General features: G+C 66.9%; 17 protein-coding genes and 1 riboswitch. Of the genes, 11 read left to right on the forward strand and 6 right to left on the reverse strand.

All coding sequences use genetic code 11. The features are described 5' to 3' along the window. The first annotated feature begins 221 nt into the window (after nucleotides 1-221). The 3 genes from ACX9OW_RS10130 to ACX9OW_RS10140 all read left to right on the forward strand — a co-directional run bounded on the left by ACX9OW_RS10130 (nucleotide 222) and on the right by ACX9OW_RS10140 (nucleotide 2,582). A complete protein-coding gene (locus tag ACX9OW_RS10130; protein ID WP_053518997.1) occupies nucleotides 222-1,085 on the forward strand; it encodes a pirin family protein in 864 nt (287 codons plus the stop codon). Nucleotides 1,086-1,206: 121 nt separating this feature from the next. After that, complete coding sequence (aqpZ, locus tag ACX9OW_RS10135) at nucleotides 1,207-1,926, forward strand: aquaporin Z (protein ID WP_340043890.1); 720 nt, start codon at nucleotides 1,207-1,209, stop codon at nucleotides 1,924-1,926. Nucleotides 1,927-2,123: 197 nt separating this feature from the next. Beyond that, the gene (locus ACX9OW_RS10140; RefSeq protein ID WP_053518999.1) at nucleotides 2,124-2,582 is read left to right on the forward strand and encodes a hypothetical protein; all 459 of its coding nucleotides are present in this window, start codon (nucleotides 2,124-2,126) and stop codon (nucleotides 2,580-2,582) included. A gap of 161 nt (nucleotides 2,583-2,743) precedes the next feature. Here the strand turns inward: ACX9OW_RS10140 and ACX9OW_RS10145 are convergent, their stop codons facing one another. Then, nucleotides 2,744-3,595, reverse strand: a complete 852-nt coding sequence (locus ACX9OW_RS10145; protein WP_065174835.1) for a pirin family protein — start codon at nucleotides 3,593-3,595, stop codon at nucleotides 2,744-2,746. A gap of 269 nt (nucleotides 3,596-3,864) precedes the next feature. Here ACX9OW_RS10145 and ACX9OW_RS10150 point away from each other — a divergent pair, with 269 nt between their 5' ends. Next, the gene (locus ACX9OW_RS10150; protein WP_053519002.1) at nucleotides 3,865-5,946 is read left to right on the forward strand and encodes a carbon starvation CstA family protein; all 2,082 of its coding nucleotides are present in this window, start codon (nucleotides 3,865-3,867) and stop codon (nucleotides 5,944-5,946) included. After that, nucleotides 5,946-6,170, forward strand: a complete 225-nt coding sequence (locus tag ACX9OW_RS10155) for a YbdD/YjiX family protein (protein ID WP_053519004.1) — start codon at nucleotides 5,946-5,948, stop codon at nucleotides 6,168-6,170. The genes ACX9OW_RS10150 and ACX9OW_RS10155 overlap by 1 nt, the downstream gene beginning before the upstream one ends. 181 nt (nucleotides 6,171-6,351) lie before the next feature. Here the strand turns inward: ACX9OW_RS10155 and ACX9OW_RS10160 are convergent, their stop codons facing one another. Then, nucleotides 6,352-7,602, reverse strand: coding sequence for a DUF819 family protein (locus ACX9OW_RS10160; protein WP_459062230.1), 1,251 nt, complete (start codon nucleotides 7,600-7,602; stop codon nucleotides 6,352-6,354). Between the two features lie 131 nt (nucleotides 7,603-7,733). Here ACX9OW_RS10160 and ACX9OW_RS10165 point away from each other — a divergent pair, with 131 nt between their 5' ends. Further along, entirely contained in the window at nucleotides 7,734-8,120 is a 387-nt protein-coding gene (locus tag ACX9OW_RS10165; protein ID WP_197571915.1) for a VOC family protein, read from the forward strand. Nucleotides 8,121-8,134: 14 nt separating this feature from the next. On the opposite strand, the gene ACX9OW_RS10170 is transcribed toward ACX9OW_RS10165, so the two are convergent. Continuing rightward, nucleotides 8,135-9,421 (reverse strand): sensor histidine kinase, encoded by a 1,287-nt coding sequence (locus ACX9OW_RS10170; protein WP_065174832.1) that lies wholly within the window; start codon nucleotides 9,419-9,421, stop codon nucleotides 8,135-8,137. After that, nucleotides 9,408-10,121 (reverse strand): response regulator transcription factor, encoded by a 714-nt coding sequence (locus ACX9OW_RS10175; protein WP_065174831.1) that lies wholly within the window; start codon nucleotides 10,119-10,121, stop codon nucleotides 9,408-9,410. Before ACX9OW_RS10175 ends, ACX9OW_RS10170 begins: the two co-directional genes overlap by 14 nt. A gap of 131 nt (nucleotides 10,122-10,252) precedes the next feature. On the opposite strand from ACX9OW_RS10175, the gene ACX9OW_RS10180 reads away from it, so the two are divergent. The 4 genes from ACX9OW_RS10180 to ACX9OW_RS10195 all read left to right on the forward strand — a co-directional run bounded on the left by ACX9OW_RS10180 (nucleotide 10,253) and on the right by ACX9OW_RS10195 (nucleotide 17,001). Beyond that, the gene (locus ACX9OW_RS10180) at nucleotides 10,253-11,956 is read left to right on the forward strand and encodes an ArnT family glycosyltransferase (RefSeq protein ID WP_459062231.1); all 1,704 of its coding nucleotides are present in this window, start codon (nucleotides 10,253-10,255) and stop codon (nucleotides 11,954-11,956) included. Between the two features lie 111 nt (nucleotides 11,957-12,067). Next, nucleotides 12,068-12,820 carry a phosphatase PAP2 family protein gene (locus ACX9OW_RS10185; protein WP_074899518.1) on the forward strand — a complete coding sequence of 251 codons (753 nt, stop codon included), beginning with the start codon at nucleotides 12,068-12,070 and terminating at the stop codon, nucleotides 12,818-12,820. After that, on the forward strand, nucleotides 12,817-14,466 hold the full coding sequence (locus tag ACX9OW_RS10190) for a phosphoethanolamine transferase (protein WP_065182654.1): 1,650 nt from the start codon (nucleotides 12,817-12,819) through the stop codon (nucleotides 14,464-14,466). Before ACX9OW_RS10185 ends, ACX9OW_RS10190 begins: the two co-directional genes overlap by 4 nt. A gap of 567 nt (nucleotides 14,467-15,033) precedes the next feature. Continuing rightward, nucleotides 15,034-17,001: a M2 family metallopeptidase gene (locus ACX9OW_RS10195; RefSeq protein ID WP_164151614.1), complete on the forward strand. Its 1,968-nt coding sequence runs from the start codon at nucleotides 15,034-15,036 to the stop codon at nucleotides 16,999-17,001. A 105-nt stretch (nucleotides 17,002-17,106) separates the two neighbouring features. On the opposite strand, the gene ACX9OW_RS10200 is transcribed toward ACX9OW_RS10195, so the two are convergent. Next, nucleotides 17,107-17,496 (reverse strand): hypothetical protein, encoded by a 390-nt coding sequence (locus ACX9OW_RS10200; RefSeq protein WP_128988008.1) that lies wholly within the window; start codon nucleotides 17,494-17,496, stop codon nucleotides 17,107-17,109. Between the two features lie 112 nt (nucleotides 17,497-17,608). Next, nucleotides 17,609-18,835, reverse strand: coding sequence for a multidrug effflux MFS transporter (locus ACX9OW_RS10205; protein WP_459062232.1), 1,227 nt, complete (start codon nucleotides 18,833-18,835; stop codon nucleotides 17,609-17,611). Between the two features lie 301 nt (nucleotides 18,836-19,136). Continuing rightward, nucleotides 19,137-19,239: riboswitch (glycine riboswitch) on the forward strand. Between the two features lie 62 nt (nucleotides 19,240-19,301). Here ACX9OW_RS10205 and gcvP point away from each other — a divergent pair. Then, nucleotides 19,302-22,169: an aminomethyl-transferring glycine dehydrogenase gene (gene gcvP, locus ACX9OW_RS10210; protein WP_459062233.1), complete on the forward strand. Its 2,868-nt coding sequence runs from the start codon at nucleotides 19,302-19,304 to the stop codon at nucleotides 22,167-22,169. The last annotated feature ends 52 nt before the right edge of the window (nucleotides 22,170-22,221 follow it).

A 22,221-nucleotide genomic window follows, 5' to 3' on the forward strand; every position in this document is an offset into this window, starting at 1 on the left:
GCGGCATGGATGCCGCGGCCAAGCCCCCATGGACGGGTTCACGGCGCCCCCCGCGAACCCACCCCGCCCGGCCAAGCGCGGCTGTTGCTTTACTCGGCCAAGCAGCCAGCCACGAGGGGCTGCGCCGTTGGCTGGAACACCCTGTTACCCGCATGGGGCATGTGCCCGTCACGGCCGCATGCCATGCTGGCACTCTTGATCCTTGCCAGCGAGACGCCCGCATGACCACCATCATCGCCCCGCGCGTACACGACATCGGCGGCCTGGAAGTCCGCCGCGCCGTCCCCACCCTGCAGGCCCGCAGCATCGGTTCGTTCGTATTCGTCGACCAGATGGGCCCGGCCGTCCTTACCGCAGGTACCGGCATCGACGTGCGTCCTCATCCACATATCGGCCTGGCCACCGTCACCTTCCTCTGGTCCGGCGCCATCGGCCACCGTGACACGCTCGGCTCGGACCAGGTGATCCGTCCCGGCGACGTCAACTGGATGACCGCCGGCCGCGGCATCGCGCACTCCGAACGCACGCCCCCGCCGGAGCGCGGTCACGACCATCCGATCCACGGGATGCAGACCTGGGTGGCATTGCCGAAGTCGCACGAGGAAGTGGAGCCGGCGTTCTATCACCACGCCGCCGCGACCCTCCCGGAGCAGCGCCGCAACGGTGCCTGGCTGCGCGTGATCGCAGGCCGCGCCTATGGCGAGGAGTCGCCGGTGAAGGTCTTCGCCGACACGCTCAATGTAGCCATCGACCTCGATCCCGACGCGGAGATCGACATCGATGACGGCCACCGCGAGCGGGCGCTGTACATCCTCGAAGGCCAGGCGCAGCTGGATGGCGTGGACATCCCGGCGCAGCACCTGGTGATTCCCGAGGCCGGCGCGCGCGGCCGGCTGCGCGCGAAGACCCCGCTCAAGGCCATGCTGTTCGGCGGCGAACCGCTGGATGGCCCGCGTCACCTGTGGTGGAACTTCGTTTCCAGCTCCAAGGAGCGCATCGAACAGGCGAAACAGGACTGGGAAGCCGGCCGGTTCGGCAGCATTCCCGGCGACGACAAGGAGTTCATCCCGCTGCCGCAGTACTGAGCATCGCGCGCTGCACACACCCTGAGGTGTATCCCTGCACCGGCCTTTGACGCTATCGTCACTCGCCGGTCACTGAAATGTGACCTGTTTCACATTTTAGTTCATCAAAGGAGTGCAGTTCATGAGCATGGGTAAACGCTTGGCCGCCGAGTTCCTCGGCACTTTCTGGCTGGTTCTGGGTGGCTGTGGCAGTGCGGTACTGGCTGCCAAGTTCGGCGGCGACGGCAATCCGCTGGGCATCGGCTTCCTGGGCGTGGCACTCGCGTTCGGCTTGACCGTGGTCACCGGCGCCTACGCGTTCGGTCACGTGTCCGGCGCGCACTTCAATCCGGCAGTCAGCGTGGGCCTGTGGGCCGGCGGCCGCTTCCCGGCCCGCGACCTGGTGCCGTACATCATCGCCCAGGTCGCGGGCGGCCTGCTGGCCGGCTTCATCCTGCTGCAGATCGCTTCCGGCGCCAGCGGCTTCGCCATCGACGGCAGCCAGGCCGGGGCCTTCGCCAGCAACGGCTACGGCGTGCTGTCGCCCGGCGGGTACAGCGTGGCGGCCGCCTTCCTGTGCGAAGTGGTGCTGACTGCGGTATTTCTGGTCGTGATCATGGGCGCCACCCATGGCAAGGCGCCGGCAGGGTTCGCTCCGCTGGCGATCGGTCTGGCATTGACCCTGATCCATCTGATCAGCATCCCGGTCACCAACACGTCGGTGAACCCGGCTCGGTCCACCGCGGTGGCGTTCTTCGCCGGCAGCGGCGCGGTCGGCCAGCTCTGGCTGTTCTGGGTCGCCCCCCTGCTGGGCGGCATGATCGGCGGCATCATCTACAAGTGGGTCGGTAACGACCGTTGAGTGCTGCCCGGACCATTGCGGCCGACAGTCGGCCGCAATGGTTACGGTTGTAACCGCAATTTGTGCGGGCACTCACGTTCCGTTAAGGTCTGTTTGACCGCCCGTGCACATGCCGGGCGGGGATGGCATCCGGGGATGGGATGCCACGGCCGCCAGCAGCATGGCGGCGTCACACGACACGCCACCTTGGGGGATGCATGAAGTTCGCGCCTGTTGTCCTGTCGAGCCTGTTGTTTGCTGCGGCCCAGGCCGCCGCGCAGGCACCCGCCGAATGTCCTTCGCTGCCGGCGAGCAGCGGCCTGAAATGGCAGCAGCAGGTGCAGTCGGACTTCCTGCTCTGCCGCGCCAGCACCGAGGATGGACGGGAAGTACTGAGCCTGATGCTGAGCGCACGCGATCCGGCGATTCCGCTCAGCCGCTCGCTGCGCCAGGAAAAAGGCAGTTTCGCCGGCGAGTCACTGTACTGGTACCAGCCCGATCTGGGTGGACAGCAGCCGCCGGGATACGCCGAACGACGCATCAGCGTGATCAAGCTGGACAAGGGCCGCTATGCGCAGATTGCCCTGTACCCGGGCAGCACGCAGGAACTGGGGTCGCTGCAGCAGCTGGCGCAGGGCATGAGCCTGACGCCTTCAGCCGTGGCCGCCGGACGTTGACGGTGACGGGGATGACTGCCTGGCAGCATCCCCGCCGGATCCGACGCGTTGGCGGCAACGCCGGGCATGGCCTGATGGATGTCCTTTACGCGTGCTGTGCCGGAGAGCCGCCGGGCATGGCCCGGCGCTACCGGCTTCCTCCTGGGGGGCGGCGTCGGCCCTCAGAACCTGCCTTCCTGGAAATCGACGAAGGCCTGCATCAGTTCCTGGCGCGTGTTCATCACGAACGGGCCATGCCGCATCACCGGCTCCCGCAGTGGCCGGCCGGCCACCAGAATCAGCCGCCCCCCTTCGCTGCCAGCCGAAACGTGCAGCTGTTCACCGCCACCGAGCACCGCCAGTTCCTGGCGCGCCACATCACGTGCGGCATCCTGCTCGCCGACCGTGATCGCGCCCTCGAAGACATAGGCAAACGCGTTGTGGCCTTCCGGAAGCGTGTAGGTCCAGGCACGATCGGCCTCGAGGCGGACGTCCAGATACAACGGATCGGTGGCCGGCTGCACGATCGGGCCGGTGGTGCCATCGACAGTACCGGCGATCACCTTCACCTCCACACCCGGCTCCGGCTGCACCACCGGGATGCGTTCCGGCGCGAACTCCTGGTACTTCGGGTCCGTCATCTTCTCGCGCGCGGGCAGGTTCACCCACAGCTGGAAACCGCGCATCTGCCCGCTTTCCTGTTCCGGCATCTCCGAATGCACCAGGCCCCGGCCTGCAGTCATCCACTGCACGCTGCCCGGGGTCAGCAGGCCCTCGTTGCCGTGGTTGTCGCGGTGGCGCATGCGTCCGTCCAGCATGTAGGTGACCGTCTCGAAACCGCGGTGCGGATGCTCCGGGAAACCGGCGATGTAGTCTTCGGCGCGGTCCGTACCGAATTCATCCAGCAGCAGGAACGGATCCAGATCCGGCAGCGTCGGGCCGCCGATGACACGGGTCAGGCGCACGCCGGCGCCGTCGGACGTGGGCATGCCACGGATGGTGCGCAGGACGCGGACCGGTTCGGGAAGGCTCATGGCGACTCCTGTTGGATGGATGCCACTGAAGATGGACGCCGCGGCGCCGTCCGCCAATGGATGACGCCGCAACCGATTGTTCCATCCCTGGTGTTCGCCGGGCGTCATGCCGGCGGTTCCGCGACACGGATGTCTGCCCGCAGCCCATGCCGCACACGCGGTCACCACCTTCGTACGACCAAAGTACTACCGCCGATGGGCCCCGCACGCATTGACCCTGTAAAGGGCACGCGGGACTCTTTGAATGTCTTTCCGGGAGAGAGCACCTCATGAAAGGGTTTGCCAAACTGGGTTGGGCGGCACTCGCCCTGCTCGGCGCGTTCTGTCTGGGCACCGTGGCCTTGCGCCGCGGCGAACATATCAACGCGCTGTGGATCGTCGTCGCCGCTGTTTCGATCTACCTGATCGCCTATCGCTTCTACAGCCTGTTCATCGCCAACAAGGTGATGCAGGTGGATCCGACCCGGGCTACGCCGGCGGTGATCAACAACGATGGCCTGGACTACGTGCCGACCAACAAGCACGTGCTGTTCGGCCACCACTTCGCGGCCATCGCCGGCGCCGGTCCACTGGTGGGCCCGGTGCTCGCGGCGCAGATGGGCTACCTGCCCGGACTGCTGTGGCTGGTGGTGGGCGTGGTGCTGGCCGGTGCGGTACAGGACTTCATGGTCCTGTTCCTGTCCAGCCGGCGCAACGGCCGCTCACTGGGCGATCTGGTCCGCGAGGAAATGGGACAGGTGCCCGGCACCATCGCGCTGTTCGGCGCGTTCCTGATCATGATCATCATCCTGGCGGTGCTGGCGATGGTGGTGGTCAAGGCGCTGGCGGAAAGCCCGTGGGGCATGTTCACGGTGATAGCCACGATGCCCATCGCGATCCTGATGGGCATCTACATGCGCTACATCCGGCCAGGCAAGATCGGCGAGATCTCGGTGGTGGGCCTGGTGCTGCTGCTGGCCGCGATCTGGTACGGCGGCAAGGTTGCTGCAGATCCGGTGTGGGGCCCGGCCTTCACCTTCACCGGCACGCAGATCACCTGGATGCTGATCGGCTACGGCTTCGTCGCTTCGGTGCTGCCCGTGTGGCTGTTGCTGGCACCGCGCGACTACCTGTCGACCTTCCTCAAGATCGGCACCATCGTCGCTCTGGCCATCGGCATCCTGATCGTGATGCCCGAGCTGAAAATGCCCGCACTGACCCAGTTCGCCGCCAGTGGCGATGGCCCGGTGTGGAAGGGCGGCATGTTCCCGTTCCTGTTCATCACCATTGCCTGCGGCGCGGTATCCGGTTTCCACGCGCTGATTTCCTCGGGCACCACACCGAAGCTGCTGGCCAATGAATCGCACATGCGCTACATCGGCTATGGCGGCATGCTGATGGAATCGTTCGTGGCGGTGATGGCGCTGGTGGCTGCGTCGATCATCGATCCGGGCATCTACTTCGCGATGAACAGCCCGGCGGCGGTGATCGGTGCCGATGCGGCGTCTGCCGCGCACTACATCACCAACACCTGGGGCTTCACCATCACGCCGGAACAGCTGACCGCCACGGCCGCCGCGATCGGCGAACCGACGATCCTGCACCGCGCCGGTGGTGCGCCGACGCTGGCGGTGGGCATCGCAATGATCCTGCATGAAGCCATTCCCAGCGGCAGCGACGCGATGATGGCGTTCTGGTACCACTTCGCCATCCTGTTCGAAGCGTTGTTCATCCTGACCGCCGTGGATGCGGGCACCCGCGCAGGCCGCTTCATGCTGCAGGATCTGCTGGGCAACTTCATTCCGGCGCTGAAGAAGACCGAGTCGTGGACGGCCAACATCATCGGCACGGCCGGCTGCGTGGCGCTGTGGGGCTACTTGCTCTACACCGGCGTGGTCGATCCGTTCGGCGGCATCCAGACCCTGTGGCCGCTGTTCGGCATCTCCAACCAGATGCTGGCCGGTATCGCGCTGATGCTGGGGACGGTGGTGCTGTTCAAGATGAAGCGTGACCGCTACGCGTGGGTGACCGCGGTACCGGCCACCTGGCTGCTGATCTGCACCACCTATGCCGGCTTCATCAAGATCTTCGACAGCAACCCGGCGCAGGGCTTCCTGGCGCAGGCGCACAAGTTCCAGGCCGCCATCGCCAGCGACACCATCACCGCACCGGCCAAGTCGGTGGCGCAGATGCAGCAGATCGTGGTCAATGCCTACGTCAACACCGGCCTGACCGCGCTGTTCCTGCTGGTGGTGGGTGCGGTGCTGACCTATTCGATCCGCACGATCCTGGCCGCACGCCGCAATCCGCAGCGCAGCGACCGCGAGACCCCGTACGTGGCGCTGAAGCCGCATGAAATGGTGGATCTGTAATGAGCACGCAACTGGTTCCCGTTGGCCAGTACCAGGCGCACCGCCGCGTGTGGCGACGCCTGGTGCAGACGGCACGCCTGTGCTGTGGCATCCCTGATTACGACAACTACGTCCGGCACATGCTGGAGAAGCATCCGGACCAGGAACCGATGGACTACAAGACGTTCTTCCGCGAACGTCAGGAAGCGCGGTACGGCGGACGCAACGGCGGACGCTGCTGCTGAAAGGCATGACGGTGCTGGATCTGTTGTAGATCCACGCATCGCATTGAGTCCGGGGTCAGATCCGTTTCCTCCGGGAAACGGATCTGACCCCTTCTCTGCTCATGGGTCGGCATCAAGTGCATCCACGCATGGCGTGGATCTGCCGCAGATCGCGGGAAAGCGCAGCCATAGCGACCCGCGCTCAGCCGTTGGCCATCCACTTCAGGATCAGGCCGGTGACATAGGCCAGCCCGGTGCCGGTGGCATAGCCCACCGTGCCGAGCAGCACGCCGACCGGTGCCAATGTCGGATGGAAGGCCGCAGCCACCACCGGCGCCGATGCCGCCGCACCGATGTTGCCCTGCGAACCAATGGCGAAGAAGAACAGCGGCGCACGGACCAGCTTGGCCACGGCCCACAGCACCAGCACGTGGGTCGCCATCCAGATCGCGCCGAGCAGGAACAGCCACGGCCGATCCAGCAGCGACAGCAGGTTCATCTGCATGCCGATGCAGGCGATCAGGAAGTACAGGAACACCGTGCCCAGGCGCGAGGCACCCGCCGCTTCCAGACGACGTGCACGGGTGAAGCTCAGGCCCAGGCCCATCGCGGTGGACAGCAGGATCACCCAGACGAACTGGCTGTCCAGGCTGAACTGGCTGGCCCAGCTCACGTTGGCCTTGAACCAGCCCGACAGCGGCGCGGCGATCGCGTGCGCCAGGCCGACACCGCCCAGGGCAACGCCGACGATCACCATCAGGTCGGTCATGCTGGGAATACGTGCGTTCTGCGCTTCATAGGCGCTGATGCGCGCCTTCATCTCGTCGATGGCACGGGTGTCGGCACCGTTGCGCGTGTCGATCTGCTGCGCGCGGTTGGCCAGGAACAGCAGGATCGCCATCCACAGGCTGGCGCAGGCCACATCGACCACGGCGAACTGCCCGAAGGTCGTGGCATCGGTACCGAAGATCTCGCGCATGGCGACCATGTTGGCGCCACCGCCGATCCAGCTGCCGGCCAGTGCGGCCATGCCGGCCCAGGTATCACCAGCCAAGGTTTCCGGGTGGATCAGCTTCATCACCTGGAACGAGACGATGGCGCCGAGCATGATGCCGGCGGTACCGGCACAGAACACGAGCAGCAGCTTCGGGCCGAGCTTGATGACCCCTTTGAGGTCGATCGACAGGGTCAGCAGGACCAGCGCGGCAGGCAGCAGCACATCGCGTGCGACCGGGTTGTACAGCGACGTGTTGTGGCCATCGATGACACCGGCGGTGTTGTAGATGGCCGGGATGAAGTAACACAGCAGCAGGGCCGGCACCCAGGCGAAGATCTTCTTCAGCAGCGGGGTGGGACCACTGGCGGCCCAGAAGATCAGGGCCAGGGTGGCGGCAATCAGGCCCAGGCCAACGATGTCGTTGCTGATCAGGGCAGTAGCGGGTTCGGTCGGCATGGGATCCTCTGTCGATCGAAAGAGCGGAAAAAAAAGCGCCGCATAAGGCGGCGCGGGTCGAGATTAACACCCTCTTCACGGCGGGTCATGCTGCAGTGCCGGCCTCGCCTTTCCCGAAACGGAGCGTGTCCATGCAACTGGGTGCCTTCTCGGTCAGCCTTTCGGTCAAGGACCTGGCCGCCTCGCGCGCGTTCTATGAGGCGCTGGGCTTCTCGATCACCGGCGGCGATGCGACGCAGAACTGGCTGGTACTGCGCAACAACGGTGTCGTCATCGGCCTGTTCCAGGGCATGTTTGAAGGCAACCTGCTGACCTTCAACCCGGGCTGGGACCAGCACAAGCAGGAACTGCCGCGTTTCCAGGACGTCCGCGAACTGCAGGCAGCGTTGGATGCGCAGGGTATCGCGCTGCAGGTCCGGGCCGATCCCGACAGTGAAGGCCCCGCCTTCCTGCAACTGATGGATCCGGACGGCAACGTGATCCTGGTCGACCAGCATGTGCCGCGACCGAAGGCCTGACCCCGCGACTGCGATCATCCGCCTGGGCGCGAAGCACCGAAATCCAGCGTGGCCTGCGTCCCGCGCGGCTCGCAGGGCTGCAGCTGCAGGGTCCAGCCAAGGTGCTCGCACAGGCGCGCGATCAGGTCCAGGCCGATCCCGCCACGATCGACACGCTCTCCCCGGGCCATGCGTGCGTGGATCGCAGCGATCTCCTCCGGGCTCATGCCATGCCCCGGGTCCTGCAGGGTCAGCACCGCCGAAGCGCTCAGGCGCAGTTCGATGTGCCCGCGGCCGCTGTTCTCGATCGCGTTGCGCAACAGGTTGCCGATCGCCGCCTGCACCACCGCCAGCGGGGCAACGATGTCCACCGGCGCGGCCTGGATACCGATGCTCAGATCCTTGTCGCCCAGCAGATGGCGATGATGCTCGACGATGTCCGGCAGCAGCTGGTCCAGTGCGATGCGCTCGGCACGCGCCGCCAGCCGCGCCGGATCGCGCGCAAGCACCAGCAGCAGTTCGATCAGCTGCTCCACGCCCTGCGCGGTGCGCAGCACGCGCTGGATCTGCTGCCGGGCACGGTCCGGCAGGCCCGGCTGCTCCAGTGCCAGCTCGGCGGCGCCGGTCATCACCGCAATCGGGGTGCGCAGCTCATGGCTGGCAGTGCTGATGAACACCCGCTCGCGTTCCACGAACTGCTCGTTGCGTTCGAGGTAGTCATTCAACGCATCGGCGATGGTGTGCAGCTCGGAACTGCCACGCGGGTCGACATCGATGCGCTGGCCCTGCGCGCCCGGCCGCAACGCGCCGATGCGCTGCGCCAGCAGGCTGAGCGGACGCACCATGCGCTCCATGCCGAAGGACGCCATCAGCACGGTGACGAAGATCATGATCACCCCGGCCAGCATCACCCACCGCGTGGCGAACTGCTCAAGGTCGTGGAAGTCGGAGATGTCCAGCACCAGCGCAACGCGCCCCATCGAGTCTGTATCACGCACCATGACCGCCGTTTCGCGGTCCTTCACCATCACCCCGTCATGCAGGCCGGGATGCAGGGTGCGCAGGCTGTCAGGCAGGTTCACCGCGTCGAAACGGTACAGGCTGAGCGTGTCCGAGTCCTGCCATCGATAGTGTGGCTCGTGCTCGACATGCTCGACGATGCTGTCCAGTTCGGAGTTGAGCAGCGCGCGCCAGGCGGCGTGTTCGGCGTGCTCGTGCACATAGTTGCCTACGCTGAACACCGCCAGCGAAAGCAGTGCCAGGTAGCCCAGCAGCCACCACAGCACGCGGCGGTACAGCGGGCCGGGTCTACGCACCTTCATCGTCATTCCTGCCGGCCTCGGCGGCGGTGGGCAGGGCCAACCGGTAGCCGACCCGCGGCAGCGTGTGGATCAGCTTGTCCACGAACGGTCCATCCACGCTGCGGCGCAGTTCGTAGACATGCGAGCGCAGCAGGTCGCCGTCCGGTGGCTCGTCGCCCCACAGGGCGAATTCGAGCTGCTGGCGGGTGACCGCGCCGGGGCTGGCGCGCATCAGCACTTCCAGCAGCTTGCGGCAGGCCGGATACAGATGCAGGACCTGTCCGGCGCGTTGCGCCTCCAGGGTCGCCAGGTCCAGCACCAGATCACCCACCTGCAGCCGCTTGCGGGGGTTGCGTCCCTGTGCCCGCAGCAGCAGGGCCTCCAGCCGCACTTCCAGCTCCGGCAACGCGAACGGCTTGGTCAGGTAGTCATCGGCGCCGGCACGGAAGCCGGCAATCTTGTCCGGCAGTTCGTCGCGTGCGGTCAGCATGATCACCGGCACCTCCGAGCCATGCTCGGCACGCAGGCGGCGCAGCACTTCCGGCCCCTCCATCCGGGGCAGCATCCAGTCCAGGATCACCGCGTCATAGGGATGGCTGCCCGCCAGATGCAGGCCGGTGATGCCATCGGGAGCCACATCCAGCACATGACCGCGCGACTCGAAGTAGTCGAACAGATTGGCCACCAGCTGCCGGTTGTCCTCGATCACCAACAGGCGCATGCATGAAAGTTCCACGGAAGTTCGTACCATGGTAGCGCCACGCATGTCGGAATGAGGTCGCCCCGGCGATACTCCGACGCTTTTCCCACCCCCGCCGCCTCAAAATGGCCGTTTTGCTCCCGGAGCCTGCCGTGCCCGTAGCCCTGCCCCGCCGTTGGCGCCTACCCCTGCTCTGGCTGTTGATCATCGCGGCACTGGCTGCCGGCATCGGCATGCGCCAACCGCAGCCACCGGACGAACCCCGCTTCGTACTGGCCGCCAGGACCATGGTGGAAAGCGGGGAGTGGCTGCTGCCGCACCGTGGCAGCGAGCTGTATGCGGAGAAGCCGCCGGTGTTCATGTGGCTGCAGGCGGCGGCCTACGAAGTGGTGGGCAGCTGGCAATGGTCGTTCCTGCTGCCTTCGCTGCTGGGGGCCCTGCTCAGTCTGTGGTTGGTGTCGGATCTGGCACGCCGACTGTGGTCGCCGCGCCACTCCCTCTATGCCATCGGCGCCCTGTTCTGCACCCTGCAGTTCGGCCTGATGGCCAAGCGTGCGCAGATCGATATGGTGCTGGTCGGGATGACCACGCTGGCCCTGTGGGGCCTGCTGCGGCATCTGTGCGAGCGACGCAATGTGCCGGCGCTGTGGCTGGCCGGCTTTGCCGCCGGCCTGGGCACGGTGACCAAAGGCGTAGGTTTCCTGCCGCTGCTGATGGTGCTGCCCTGGTTCGGCTGGTGGCTGTACCAGCATCGCCGCGGCCGTCGGATCGAGGGCCCGCACCCGGCGACCCTGCTGTGGCTGATCCCTGCATTCCTGCTCGGCGTGGCCGTCTGGCTGGCCCCGCTGGGCTGGGCCCTGCTGCACGAACCCAGTGCCTCGCTGCAGTCCTATGCGCATGAACTGCTGTTCAAGCAGACCGGCACCCGCTATGCCAATGCCTGGCACCACCGGCAGCCGGTCTGGTACTACCTGCAGGTGATCCTGACACTGTGGCTGCCGGGTGCCCTGTTGCTGCCGGCGCTGGCCCGCCCGTGGTGGCGGCGCCTGCGCCGTGGCGACCGCCGGCAGTGGCTGCTGCTGGGGTGGGCGCTGCTGGTGCTGGTGTTCTTCAGCGCCAGCCCCGGCAAGCGCGAGGTCTACCTGCTGCCGATGCTGCCTGCCGTGGCCCTTGCCGCCGCGCCCCTGCTGCCCGGCCTGCTGCGCAGGCTGTGCGTGCGCCGGTATCTGTTCGGTTACAGCCTGGTGCTGATGCTGGCAACCGCCGTGCTGGGCGTGATGCTGCTCACCGAAAGTCACTGGGCGCAGGCGCAGCTGCAGCGGCGTGCGATGCCCGACACCCTGCTGCCGGTGCTGGGCGACGGCCTGCTGACGTTCGCGATCGCCGTGGCTACCCTGGCCGTGTGGTTGCGCGTGCGGCGCGCCGCCACCCTGGTACTGCTCACCCACGGCCTGCTGTGGATGCTGTACGGCCTGGTGCTGATTCCGGCGCTCGACCCCTACGCCTCGTCGTCGGCGCTGATGCGCCGGGTCGGCGCGAGGATCGGCCCCGATGCCGAACTGGCACTGGTGGCCTGGCGCGAACAGAACCTGCTGCAGGCCGACCGCGCCGTGCGCGAGTTCGGCTTCAAGCGGCCCTGGCCTGAACAGTGGCACGACGCCGGCCCCTGGCTGGCCGAAGCACCCGACCGGCGCTGGCTGCTGGTGCTCGACAAGGCCATGAGTCCCTGCGTGGATGCCGCCCAGGTGATCGACATCGGCGTCGCCAACCGCAACCGCTGGCAGCTGGTGCCCGGCACTGCCTGGGATGCCGGCTGCCACGCCGAGCGGGCCGGCGCCAACGAAGAAGAAGACTGAATCATCCCCCACGCGGGCCGGCGGTTAACCCGGCCCGAACGCAGGTCCGACCCTTCTCCGACATCAACCTGACGAGCATGGCGCCGGTTCATCGTCACGGTGTTTTCCTGCATGTCCGTCCGTCCTCCCGTCTCCGGGGTTGCTTCGGCCTACTCCACGCTGGCATCGCGGTTCGCCGTGACCCACCTGTGGCTTCCACTGCTCATCGTGCTGCCCCTGTTCGCCGTGTTCATGGAGGGGGGAGCCGATCAATGGCTGGCTGACCACCTGTTCCGGTTGGAGGGCGGCCGCTGGGCACTGCAGGACGCGTGGTTCACCCGCTCGCTGGTGCACCGGGGCGGCAAGTGGTTCAGCACCGCCGCGGCGCTGGTGGTGATACTGCTGAGCTTTCACCACTGGCGCCGCGGACGTGATCGCACCCTGCGATGGGCGCTGCTTTATGTCGTAATTGCCCTGGCGCTGGGAACCGGCGGCGTGTCTCTGCTGAAGTCGCTGGTGCCGATGGACTGCCCGTGGGATCTGCTGCGCTACGGCGGCCACCAGCCTTATATCGGGCTTTTCAGCCATCGTCCGGCCGACATGCCGGTGATCGCGTGCTTTCCCGCCGGCCATGCCAGCGCCGGCTATGCCTGGCTGAGCCTGTACTTTTTCGCCCTGCTGTGGCGTCCTGCCTGGCGCTGGACCGGCCTGGCACTGGGCCTGGGCAGCGGGCTGCTGTTCGGCATCAGCCAGCAGCTGCGGGGTGCACATTTTCTGTCGCATGACCTTGCCACAGCCCTGCTGTGCTGGCTGCTGTCACTGGGGCTGTACGTTCTGGTCCGCCATCACCTGGACCGCACCAACCGCCTGGAGGCGAACGCATGAATGCTTCGGTTCAACGCTCGCTCCGTGTGCCATCGCTGGCCGGACTGCGCAGCTGGCGGCCACAGCTGTCCACCGAGGCGTTGATCGCGCTGACCAGCCTGTTCTTCGCCCTGGCCGGCAACGGCCTGTTCTGGCGCAGCGCGATGGCCAGCCACCCGGAGAGCCTGCGCTACGCGGTGTCGCTGCTGCTGTTGCTGCTCGGCACGCATGGCCTGCTGCTTGGCCTGCTGGTCTGGCGCTGGAACGCCAAGGTGGTGATCAGCGCGCTGCTGCTGGTAACGGCCTTCGCCGCCCACTACATGAGCCGTTACCACATCTATCTGGATGCGGACATGCTGCGCAACGTGCTGGCGACCGATCCGAAGGAAAGCCGCGAACTGATGACGGTCTCGCTGCTGTGGCCGGTACTGCTGCTGGCGGCACTGCCGATGGTGCTGGTGTGGCGGGTGCAGCTGCAGCGGCGCAGCTGGGGGCGCAGCCTGCTGTGGCGCCTGGGCTTCCTGGCGGTGGCTGCGGTGACCGCTGTTGGCGGTGCACTGATCTCGTTCCAGGACGTCTCCGCACTGATGCGCAACCAGCGTGAAGTGCGTTACCTCGCCACCCCGGCCAACGTGCTGCTGGGTCTTCCACGTGCACTGCGCGGCGACAACCCGGTGCAGCGCGCGCCGAAACTGCCGATCGGCACCGACGCCAAGGCCACCCCACGCGCTCCGGCGAGCAAACCGCGGCTGCTGGTAATCGTGATGGGCGAGACCGTGCGTGCACAGAACTGGGGCCTCAACGGCGGCCGCAATACCACGCCGGAACTGGCCCAGGCACCGGTGATCAACTTCCCCGACATGCACTCCTGCGGCACCAGCACCGAAGTTTCGCTGCCCTGCCTGTTCTCGCCATGGGGACGCCACGACTACGACGAGAAGAAGATCCGCGCGCACCAGTCGCTGCTGCACGTACTGAACCGTGCCGGCATCGCACCGCTGTGGCGTGACAACCAGTCCGGCTGCAAGGGCGTGTGCGAAGGGCTGGACTTCCAGTCGCTGTCCGATGCGACCACCCCGGGCCTGTGCGCCGACGGCCGCTGCATGGACGAGATCCTGCTGCAGGACCTCGCCACCCAGGTGCGTGCCAGGCCCGGCGACCGCGTGGTCGTGCTGCACCAGCTGGGCAACCATGGCCCGGCGTATTTCGAGCGCTATCCGGCCGCCTTTGCCCGCTTCAAGCCAACCTGCGACACCCGTGACATCGGCCGGTGCTCACGCGAAGAGATCACCAACAGCTATGACAATGCCGTGCTGTACACCGATCATTTCCTGAGCAAGACCATCGGCACGCTGCAGGGCATGCAGGACTACGACACGGCGATGATCTACCTGTCCGACCATGGCGAATCGCTGGGTGAGAAGGGCCTGTACCTGCACGGCGTGCCCTATGCGATCGCCCCGGCCGAGCAGACCCGCGTACCGATGACGATGTGGTTCTCGCCGGGCTTCGCCAGCAGTCGCGGGCTGGACCTGCAGTGCGTGCGAAAGCGTTCGGCAGCGTATACCGACCACGACAACCTGTTCCCGTCGGTGCTGGGCCTGATGCAGGTGAGGACGGCGCTGTACGAGCGCGATCGCGACGTGTTCGCCGGCTGCGAGAGCTGAGGGGCGGGGGCGGAAGGGCTTGCAGCCCTGCACCCGCAGAAGCCAAGGCAACGTCAACGTCAAAAGCCGAAGCGGCATTCCGTGGGATGGCGGGGCACTGTGGGTTCGCGGGGACGGCGCAAGTACGTCCATGTAGCCTTGGTCGCGCCATCCATGGCGCTCACACCCCGCAAACCCACAGTGCCCCGCCTTCGACAGGTTCACTCCGCTGTTGGTAGGTGAAATTCCGGGGTCAGATCCGTTTTCCTGCGGAAAACGGATCTGACCCCGAGAGTATTTCCGACAGATCGCGGCCAACTGTCGAAGGCGGGGTGGGTCCGGTTGCGGGGGCGTGAGCGCCATGGATGGCGCGACCGAGCCTACAGGGACGTATTTACGGCGTCCCCCGCAACCGGCCCCACCCCGCCGACTCACAGGAAACCCGCTTTTGCTCCGGCCGTTGCCGTCGCAGTTGCTTCTGCGGGTGCAGGGCTGCAAGCCCTGCCGAACCCCACCAACCTTCCCCACTTGCGGTGGGCACGCGCGCCCACTAGCCTTCGGCCGTCGTTCACCACCCAAGGACCGCCCGTGAAACACCGTCATCTCCTGCTGGCCGCTGCTGTCGCCGCCGCCACGCTGGCCCTGGCTGCCTGCAAGAAGGAAGCGTCCCCCGGCGCCGAGACCGCCGGCAGCAGCGCACCGGCCGGCGAGACCGCCGACCAGTTCGTTGCCCGCATCAATGCCGAATACAAGGCCGCCTATCCGGAGATGACCTCGGCGCAGTGGCTGTCCTCCACCTACATCAACAGCGATTCGGAGCGCATCGCGGCCAAGGCCAACGAGCGTTCGCTGACCCAGCTCAACAGCTGGATCGAGCAGGCCGCGAAGTTCGAGGGCCAGCCGATGAGCGCAGACAGCAAGCGTGCGATCCATCTGCTGAAGCTGATGTCCTCGATGCCGGCACCGCGCGACCCGGCCAAGCTGGCCGAGCTGACCCAGATCGCCACCCGCATGGAGGGCAGCTACGGTGCCGGCAAGTACTGCACCGATGCCAACGACCCGGCCTCCTGCCGCCAGCTGGGGGAACTGGAACAGGTGCTGGCACGCAGCCGCGACTACGACGCGCAGCTTGATGCCTGGCAGGGCTGGCACAGCACCACGCGGAACATGCGTGGCGACTACCAGAAGTTCGTCAGCCTGGTGAACGAAGGCGCCAAGGGCATGGGCTTCACCGATGCCGGGCAGATGTGGCGCAGCGGCTATGACATGCCGCCGGAGCAGATCGGCCCGGAAACCGACCGCCTGTGGGAGCAGGTCAAGCCGATGTACGAGCAGCTGCACTGCTACGCGCGCGGCAAGCTGGACAAGACCTACGGCAAGGACAAGGCCGAGGTGGGCAATGGCCTGATCGCCGCGCACCTGCTGGGCAACATGTGGCAGCAGGACTGGTCCAACCTGTGGGACCAGCTGGAGCCCTATCCCGGTGCCGGAAGCCTGGACATCACCGCCGCACTGGAAAAGCAGTACCAGACCAACCTGAGTGCTGCGCTGGCCAAGGCTGGCAGGGATGCCAGCGTCGCGGGCCAGTACAGGGCCCAGCGCGAGGCCGAACTGCGTACCGCGAAACAGATGACCGAGCGCGCACAGGATTTCTACGTGTCGCTGGGCATGCCCTCGCTGCCGCAGTCGTACTGGGACAAGACCCAGTTCATCAAGCCTGACGACCGTGACGTGGTCTGCCACGCCAGCGCCTGGGACATGAACATGGAAGGCGATGTGCGCACCAAGATGTGCATCAAGCCGAACGAAGAGAACTTCACCACCATCTATCACGAGCTGGGCCACATCTACTACGACCTGGCCTACAACCCGTTGCCGCCCCTGTTCCAGGGCGGCGCCAACGATGGCTTCCACGAAGCAATCGGCGACACGATCGTGCTGGCGATGACGCCCAAGTACCTGAATTCGATCGGTCTCGTTGATGCACCGCAGGAAAGCCGCGAGGCCGTGATCAACGCGCAGATGCGCATGGCGCTGTCGGGCGTTTCATTCCTGCCCTTCGGCCTGATGATCGACCGCTGGCGCTGGGGCGTGTTTGATGGATCGATCACCGCCGACAACTACAACAAGGCATGGTGGGACCTGAAGGCCAAATACCAGGGCGTTGCCCCGGCCAGCACCCGCGGCGAGGAGTTCTTCGATCCGGGCGCGAAGTACCACGTGCCGGGCAATACGCCGTACACCCGCTACTTCCTCGCCCGCATCCTGCAGTTCCAGTTCTACAAGGGCCTGTGCGATGCATCGGGTTACAAGGGCCCGCTGCACGAGTGCACCTTCTACGGCAACAAGGAAGCCGGCCAGAAGTACTGGGCGATGCTCAGCAAGGGCGCCAGCCAGCCGTGGCAGGCCACGCTGAAGGAGCTGACCGGCACCGACAAGCTGGATGCCGGCCCGATGATCGAGTACTTCAGCCCGGTCAATGAGTGGCTCAAGCAGCAGAACGAAGGCCAGATGTGCGGCTGGCAGGCCAGCGCTGCGGCCCCGGTGGCGAAATGAGAAAAGGGGCGGATCCGCGAGGATCCGCCCCTTTCGTTCCGGTGGCGCCGGGCCATGCCCGGCGGCCTTGATCGCACCGCTGCGTTCGCCGGGCATGGCCCGGCGCTACCCCTTCTTCGCGGCCAGCTGCGCGGCCAGCGCGGATTTGAATTCCTCGAACGTCTGCCCTTGTGCCTGCGCTTCGGCCTGCGCGGCGTCGCGCAGCGCGTCGGAGTACATCAGTCGCACCGGGGTGCCGCTGCGCTCATGCAGCTCGCCCGCCTGCATGATCATCGCCAGCACGTGTGCCGCGCTGTGGGTCTGCCCGGCAATGCGGCCATCCATGCCCAGTACCCACTCGCCGTCGCGACGGACGATACCGGCCAGCAGGGTGCGCTGCGGGTCGCGCAGCTCGGCGTGCGGCTCCACGGGCGAAGCCTGCGCAGCGGCGCGGCTGGCGGCCTGCGCTTCCTTGCGGCGGCGCTGGTCGCGGCGGATCTTGGAGGAGATGGACATGGGCGCTACCGCTGCGTGGGGGGCGCAAGGATAACGCACCCCGGCCGTTGCGCCGCTTCACGTCGCCTGGCGCGCGCCGCGGCGCAGCCCGCGAGCCGTCGCCGCCGTGGGCTCACGCCTCCGTGCAGGTCGCCTGGGCGGTGCGCTCGCGCAGATGCTCCCAGTACCAGAACACAAACCCGGCGGCGAAGAAGCCGGCCTGGCCCAGCGCCAGATGCAGCGGGCTGGCACTGAGCAGGGGCGACACGACGCCGGCCACCACGGTGCTGACCATCAGCTGCGCGAAGGCCTGCAGCGACGAGGCCAGGCCGCGCTGGTGCGGATACATGTCGAGCACGGCCAGCGCCAGGATCGGGAAGATCAGCGCCATGCCCATGCCGCCCAGGAAAATGGGCAGTACCGCCCACGGCAGCGCGAACTGCGGCGCCAGCACCACGTAGCCGACGTTGAGCAGTGTCGACAGCGCGCACAGGGAGAAGCCGATGGTCACCTGCCGGGTCGGCGTGGTGTGCCCGGCCATGCGCCCGGACAGGAACGCGCCGGCCGTCATGCCACCGATGGTGGGAATGAACAGCCAGGCGAAGTCGCCTTCGCCCAGATGCAGGTGCTGCATCACGAACACCGGCGCGGACGCGATGTACAGGAAAATGCCGCCGAAGCCGATGCTGCCGGCCAGTGCCAGGCGCAGGAAACGCGGGTTGAAGCCGATGCGCACATAGTCACGCAGCAGTGCGCGCGGCGACAGCGGTACCCGCGCCTCCGGCGGATGCGTTTCCGGCAGGAAGCGCGCGGTGGCCACCAGCAGCAGCAGCGAGAACACCACGAGGAACCAGAAGATCAGCGGCCAGCCGGCACCGCTGAGCAGAATCCAGCCACCGATGATCGGGGCGATGGCCGGCGCGATGCCGAACAGCATCGAGACCTGGCTCATCAACCGCTGGGCGTCATGGCCGTGGTACAGGTCACGGATCACCGCGCGGCCGACGATCATGCCCACGCCCGCCGACAGGCCCTGCAGCGCGCGGAACGCCAGCAGGGTCGGCAGGTCAGTGGACAGCGCGCAGCCGACCGAGGCCCCGGCAAATACCACCAGGCCACCGAGGATCACCCGCTTGCGGCCCCAGGCATCGGACAGCGGCCCGTGCGCCAGGCTCATCAGGCCATAGAACAGCAGGTAGACGCTGATGGTCTGCTGGACGGCCACCTCATCCACCGCCAGGCGCTGGGCCAGCTGCGGGAAGGCCGGGAAAATGGTGTCGATGGAGAACGGGCCGAACATGGCCAGGCCCGCGAGCAGCAGGGCCATGCGACGGGTGGACGGAGCAACAGCGGCGGTCATGTGAACGGTGTCCGGCAAGGCCATGCGCGGCACGCACGGCGGGCGCCGGTCCCGCTGCAGCAGGGACGGCGCCAGATGAATTCGGGTATCCGCCCATGATAGGCGGGGAATTCGCCCGATGCCATGCAGCACCGCACAAAACGCATGCCCCGGGCCACCGGCCATTCAGGCGCCGGCGCTGCCCGGGCGGCCCCGGCAGCAGGCCATAACCGGCTATAATCGGCGGGCAACACGGTGGGAGAAGCGGAACACCGCTGCCGAAGGCGCAACGCCCGTAATCGCTCAGGCCCGATACCACCCGCAACACAACTCTGGAGAGACCGGTTCGATCCGGCGCCGAAGGGGCACGAAGCTGCGGCCAGCCGCGCTTCCAAACTCTCAGGCAAAAGGACAGAGGGGCGCCCCGCAGCCCGCCATCCGGCGGCTTGTGCCCGTGCGTGTGCCCTTTCCTGACGGATCCTTCGCCATGTCCCAGAACACCCCTTCCCTGCGTGAGCTCGAGCACCACAGTGCGTTCGTCGAGCGCCATATCGGCCCCAATGACGCCGAGATCGCGCAGATGCTCGACGTCGTCGGCCACGCGTCGCTGGATGCGATGACCGATGCCATCGTGCCGGCCAAGATCAAGTCGCCGGCAGCGCTGGCGCTGCCGGAGTCGATCACCGAAGTGGAGGCGCTGGCGAAGATCCGCGCGATCGCCGACAAGAACACCGTGCTGCGCAGCTTCATCGGCCAGGGGTATTACGGCACCCACACGCCGAACGTGATCCTGCGCAACATCCTGGAAAACCCGGCCTGGTACACCGCCTACACCCCGTACCAGGCAGAGATCTCGCAGGGCCGCATGGAAGCGCTGATCAACTTCCAGACCCTGTGCGCCGACCTCACCGGCATGGAGATCGCCAACGCCTCGCTGCTGGACGAAGCCACCGCAGCGGCCGAAGCGATGACCCTGGCCAAGCGTTCGGCCAAGTCGAAGTCGGACACCTTCTTCGTGCACGATGCCGTGCACCCGCAGACCCTGGAGCTGCTGCGCACCCGCGCCGAGCCCATGGGCATCGTGCTGCGCGTCGGCACGCCGGCCGAAGCGCTGGAAGCAGACAGCTTCGGCGTGCTGCTGCAGTACCCGGATACGTTCGGCCAGGTGGCCGACTACCGGGCACTGGTCGAGGCCGTGCATGCACGCGGCGGCCTGGTCGCCGTGGCCACCGATCTGCTGGCGCTGACCCTGCTCGCCGCACCGGGCGAATGGGGCGCGGACATCGTGGTCGGCAACAGCCAGCGTTTCGGCGTGCCGTTCGGCTTCGGTGGCCCGCACGCGGCGTTCATGGCCTGCCGTGACGCCTACAAGCGCTCGATGCCCGGCCGCCTGATCGGCGTCTCGATCGATGCGCAGGGCAACCCGGCCTACCGCCTGACCTTGCAGACCCGCGAGCAGCATATCCGCCGCGAGAAGGCCACCTCCAACATCTGTACCGCACAGGTCCTGCTGGCGGTGATGGCCTCGATGTACGCCGTCTACCACGGTCCGGAAGGCCTGACCCGCATCGCCCGCCGCACGCACCGCCTGGCCGCGATCCTGGCCGCCGCACTGCGCAAGGCCGGCGTGCAGGTTGCTGGCGACTTCTTCGACACCCTGCACGTCACCGGTGTGCACGCCGATGAGATCCACGCCAAGGCGCGCGCCGCCGGCTACAACCTGCGCGCGATCGACAGCGACTCGGTCGGCATCAGCCTGGACGAGACCGCCACCCGCGCCGATGTGGTTGCGCTGGCCGCCGTCTTCGGTGCCCAAGCCGATGTGGATGCGCTGGATGCCAGCACCGCCGACGCGCTGCCGGCCGGGCTGCTGCGCCAGTCCGCGTTCCTGACCCATCCGGTGTTCAACACGCACCACAGCGAGCACGAACTGCTGCGCTACCTGCGTTCACTGGCCGACAAGGACCTGGCGATGGACCGCACGATGATCCCGCTGGGCTCGTGCACCATGAAGCTCAACGCCACCGCCGAGATGATCCCGGTGACCTGGCCGGAGTTCTCGCAGATCCATCCGCTGGTGCCGGCCGACCAGGCACTGGGCTACAAGGAACTGATCGAGTCGCTGGAAGCGATGCTGGTCGAATGCACCGGCTACGATGCGGTCAGCCTGCAGCCGAACTCGGGTGCACAGGGCGAGTACGCCGGCCTGCTGGCGATCCGCGCCTACCACCGCTCGCGTGGTGAGGAGCATCGCGACATCTGCCTGATTCCGGATTCGGCCCACGGTACCAACCCGGCCTCGGCACAGATGTGCGGCATGAAGGTGGTGGTCACCAAGACCGATGCCAACGGCAACGTCGATGTCGAGGACATCCGCCTCAACGCCGAGAAGTACAGCGGCCGCCTGGCCGCGATCATGATGACCTACCCGTCCACGCACGGCGTGTTCGAGGAGGAGGTGGTCGAGATCTGCGAGATCATCCACAAGCACGGCGGCCAGGTGTACACCGACGGTGCCAACATGAACGCCCTGGTCGGCGTGGCCAAGCCGGGCAAGTGGGGTTCGGACGTTTCCCACCTGAACCTGCACAAGACCTTCTGCATCCCGCACGGCGGCGGCGGCCCGGGCGTCGGCCCGTGCGCGGTCAAGGCGCACCTGGCCCCGTTCCTGCCGGGCAAGCTGGGTGACAACGGCCCCGTCGGCATGGTCAGCGCCGCCAGCTTCGGCAGCGCCTCGATCCTGCCGATCAGCTGGATGTACATCGCGATGATGGGCCGCGAGGGCCTGCGCAAGGCGACCCAGGTCGCGCAGCTCAATGCCAACTACATCGCCAAGCGCCTGGCGCCGCACTTCAGGACGCTGTACACCGGCCGCAATGGCCTGGTGGCGCATGAGTGCATCCTCGATGTGCGCCCGCTGGAGAAGAGCAGCGGCATCGGCGCCGAGGACGTGGCCAAGCGCCTGATCGACTTCGGCTTCCACGCGCCGACGCTGAGCTTCCCGGTGGCCGGCACGCTGATGGTCGAGCCCACCGAAAGCGAGTCGCTGCATGAGCTGGACCGCTTCATCGATGCCATGATCCAGATCCGCGAGGAAATCCGTGCGATCGAGGATGGACGCCTGGACCGCGAGGACAATCCGCTGAAGAACGCGCCGCACACCGCCACCGCGGTGACGGCCAGCGAGTGGACCCACGCCTACCCGCGCGAGCTGGCCGCCTTCCCGCTGCCCAGCCTGAAGCTGCAGAAGTACTGGCCGCCGGTGGCCCGCGTCGACAACGTCTACGGCGACAAGAACGTGATGTGCGCCTGCATCCCGGTCGACGCCTACAAGGATGATGAAGTCGAAGCGTGATTGACGGAACGGCCCGCGCAAGCGGGCCGTTTTCGTTTACGGTAGCGCCGGG

It is taken from the genome of Stenotrophomonas genospecies 5, from assembly GCF_054473825.1.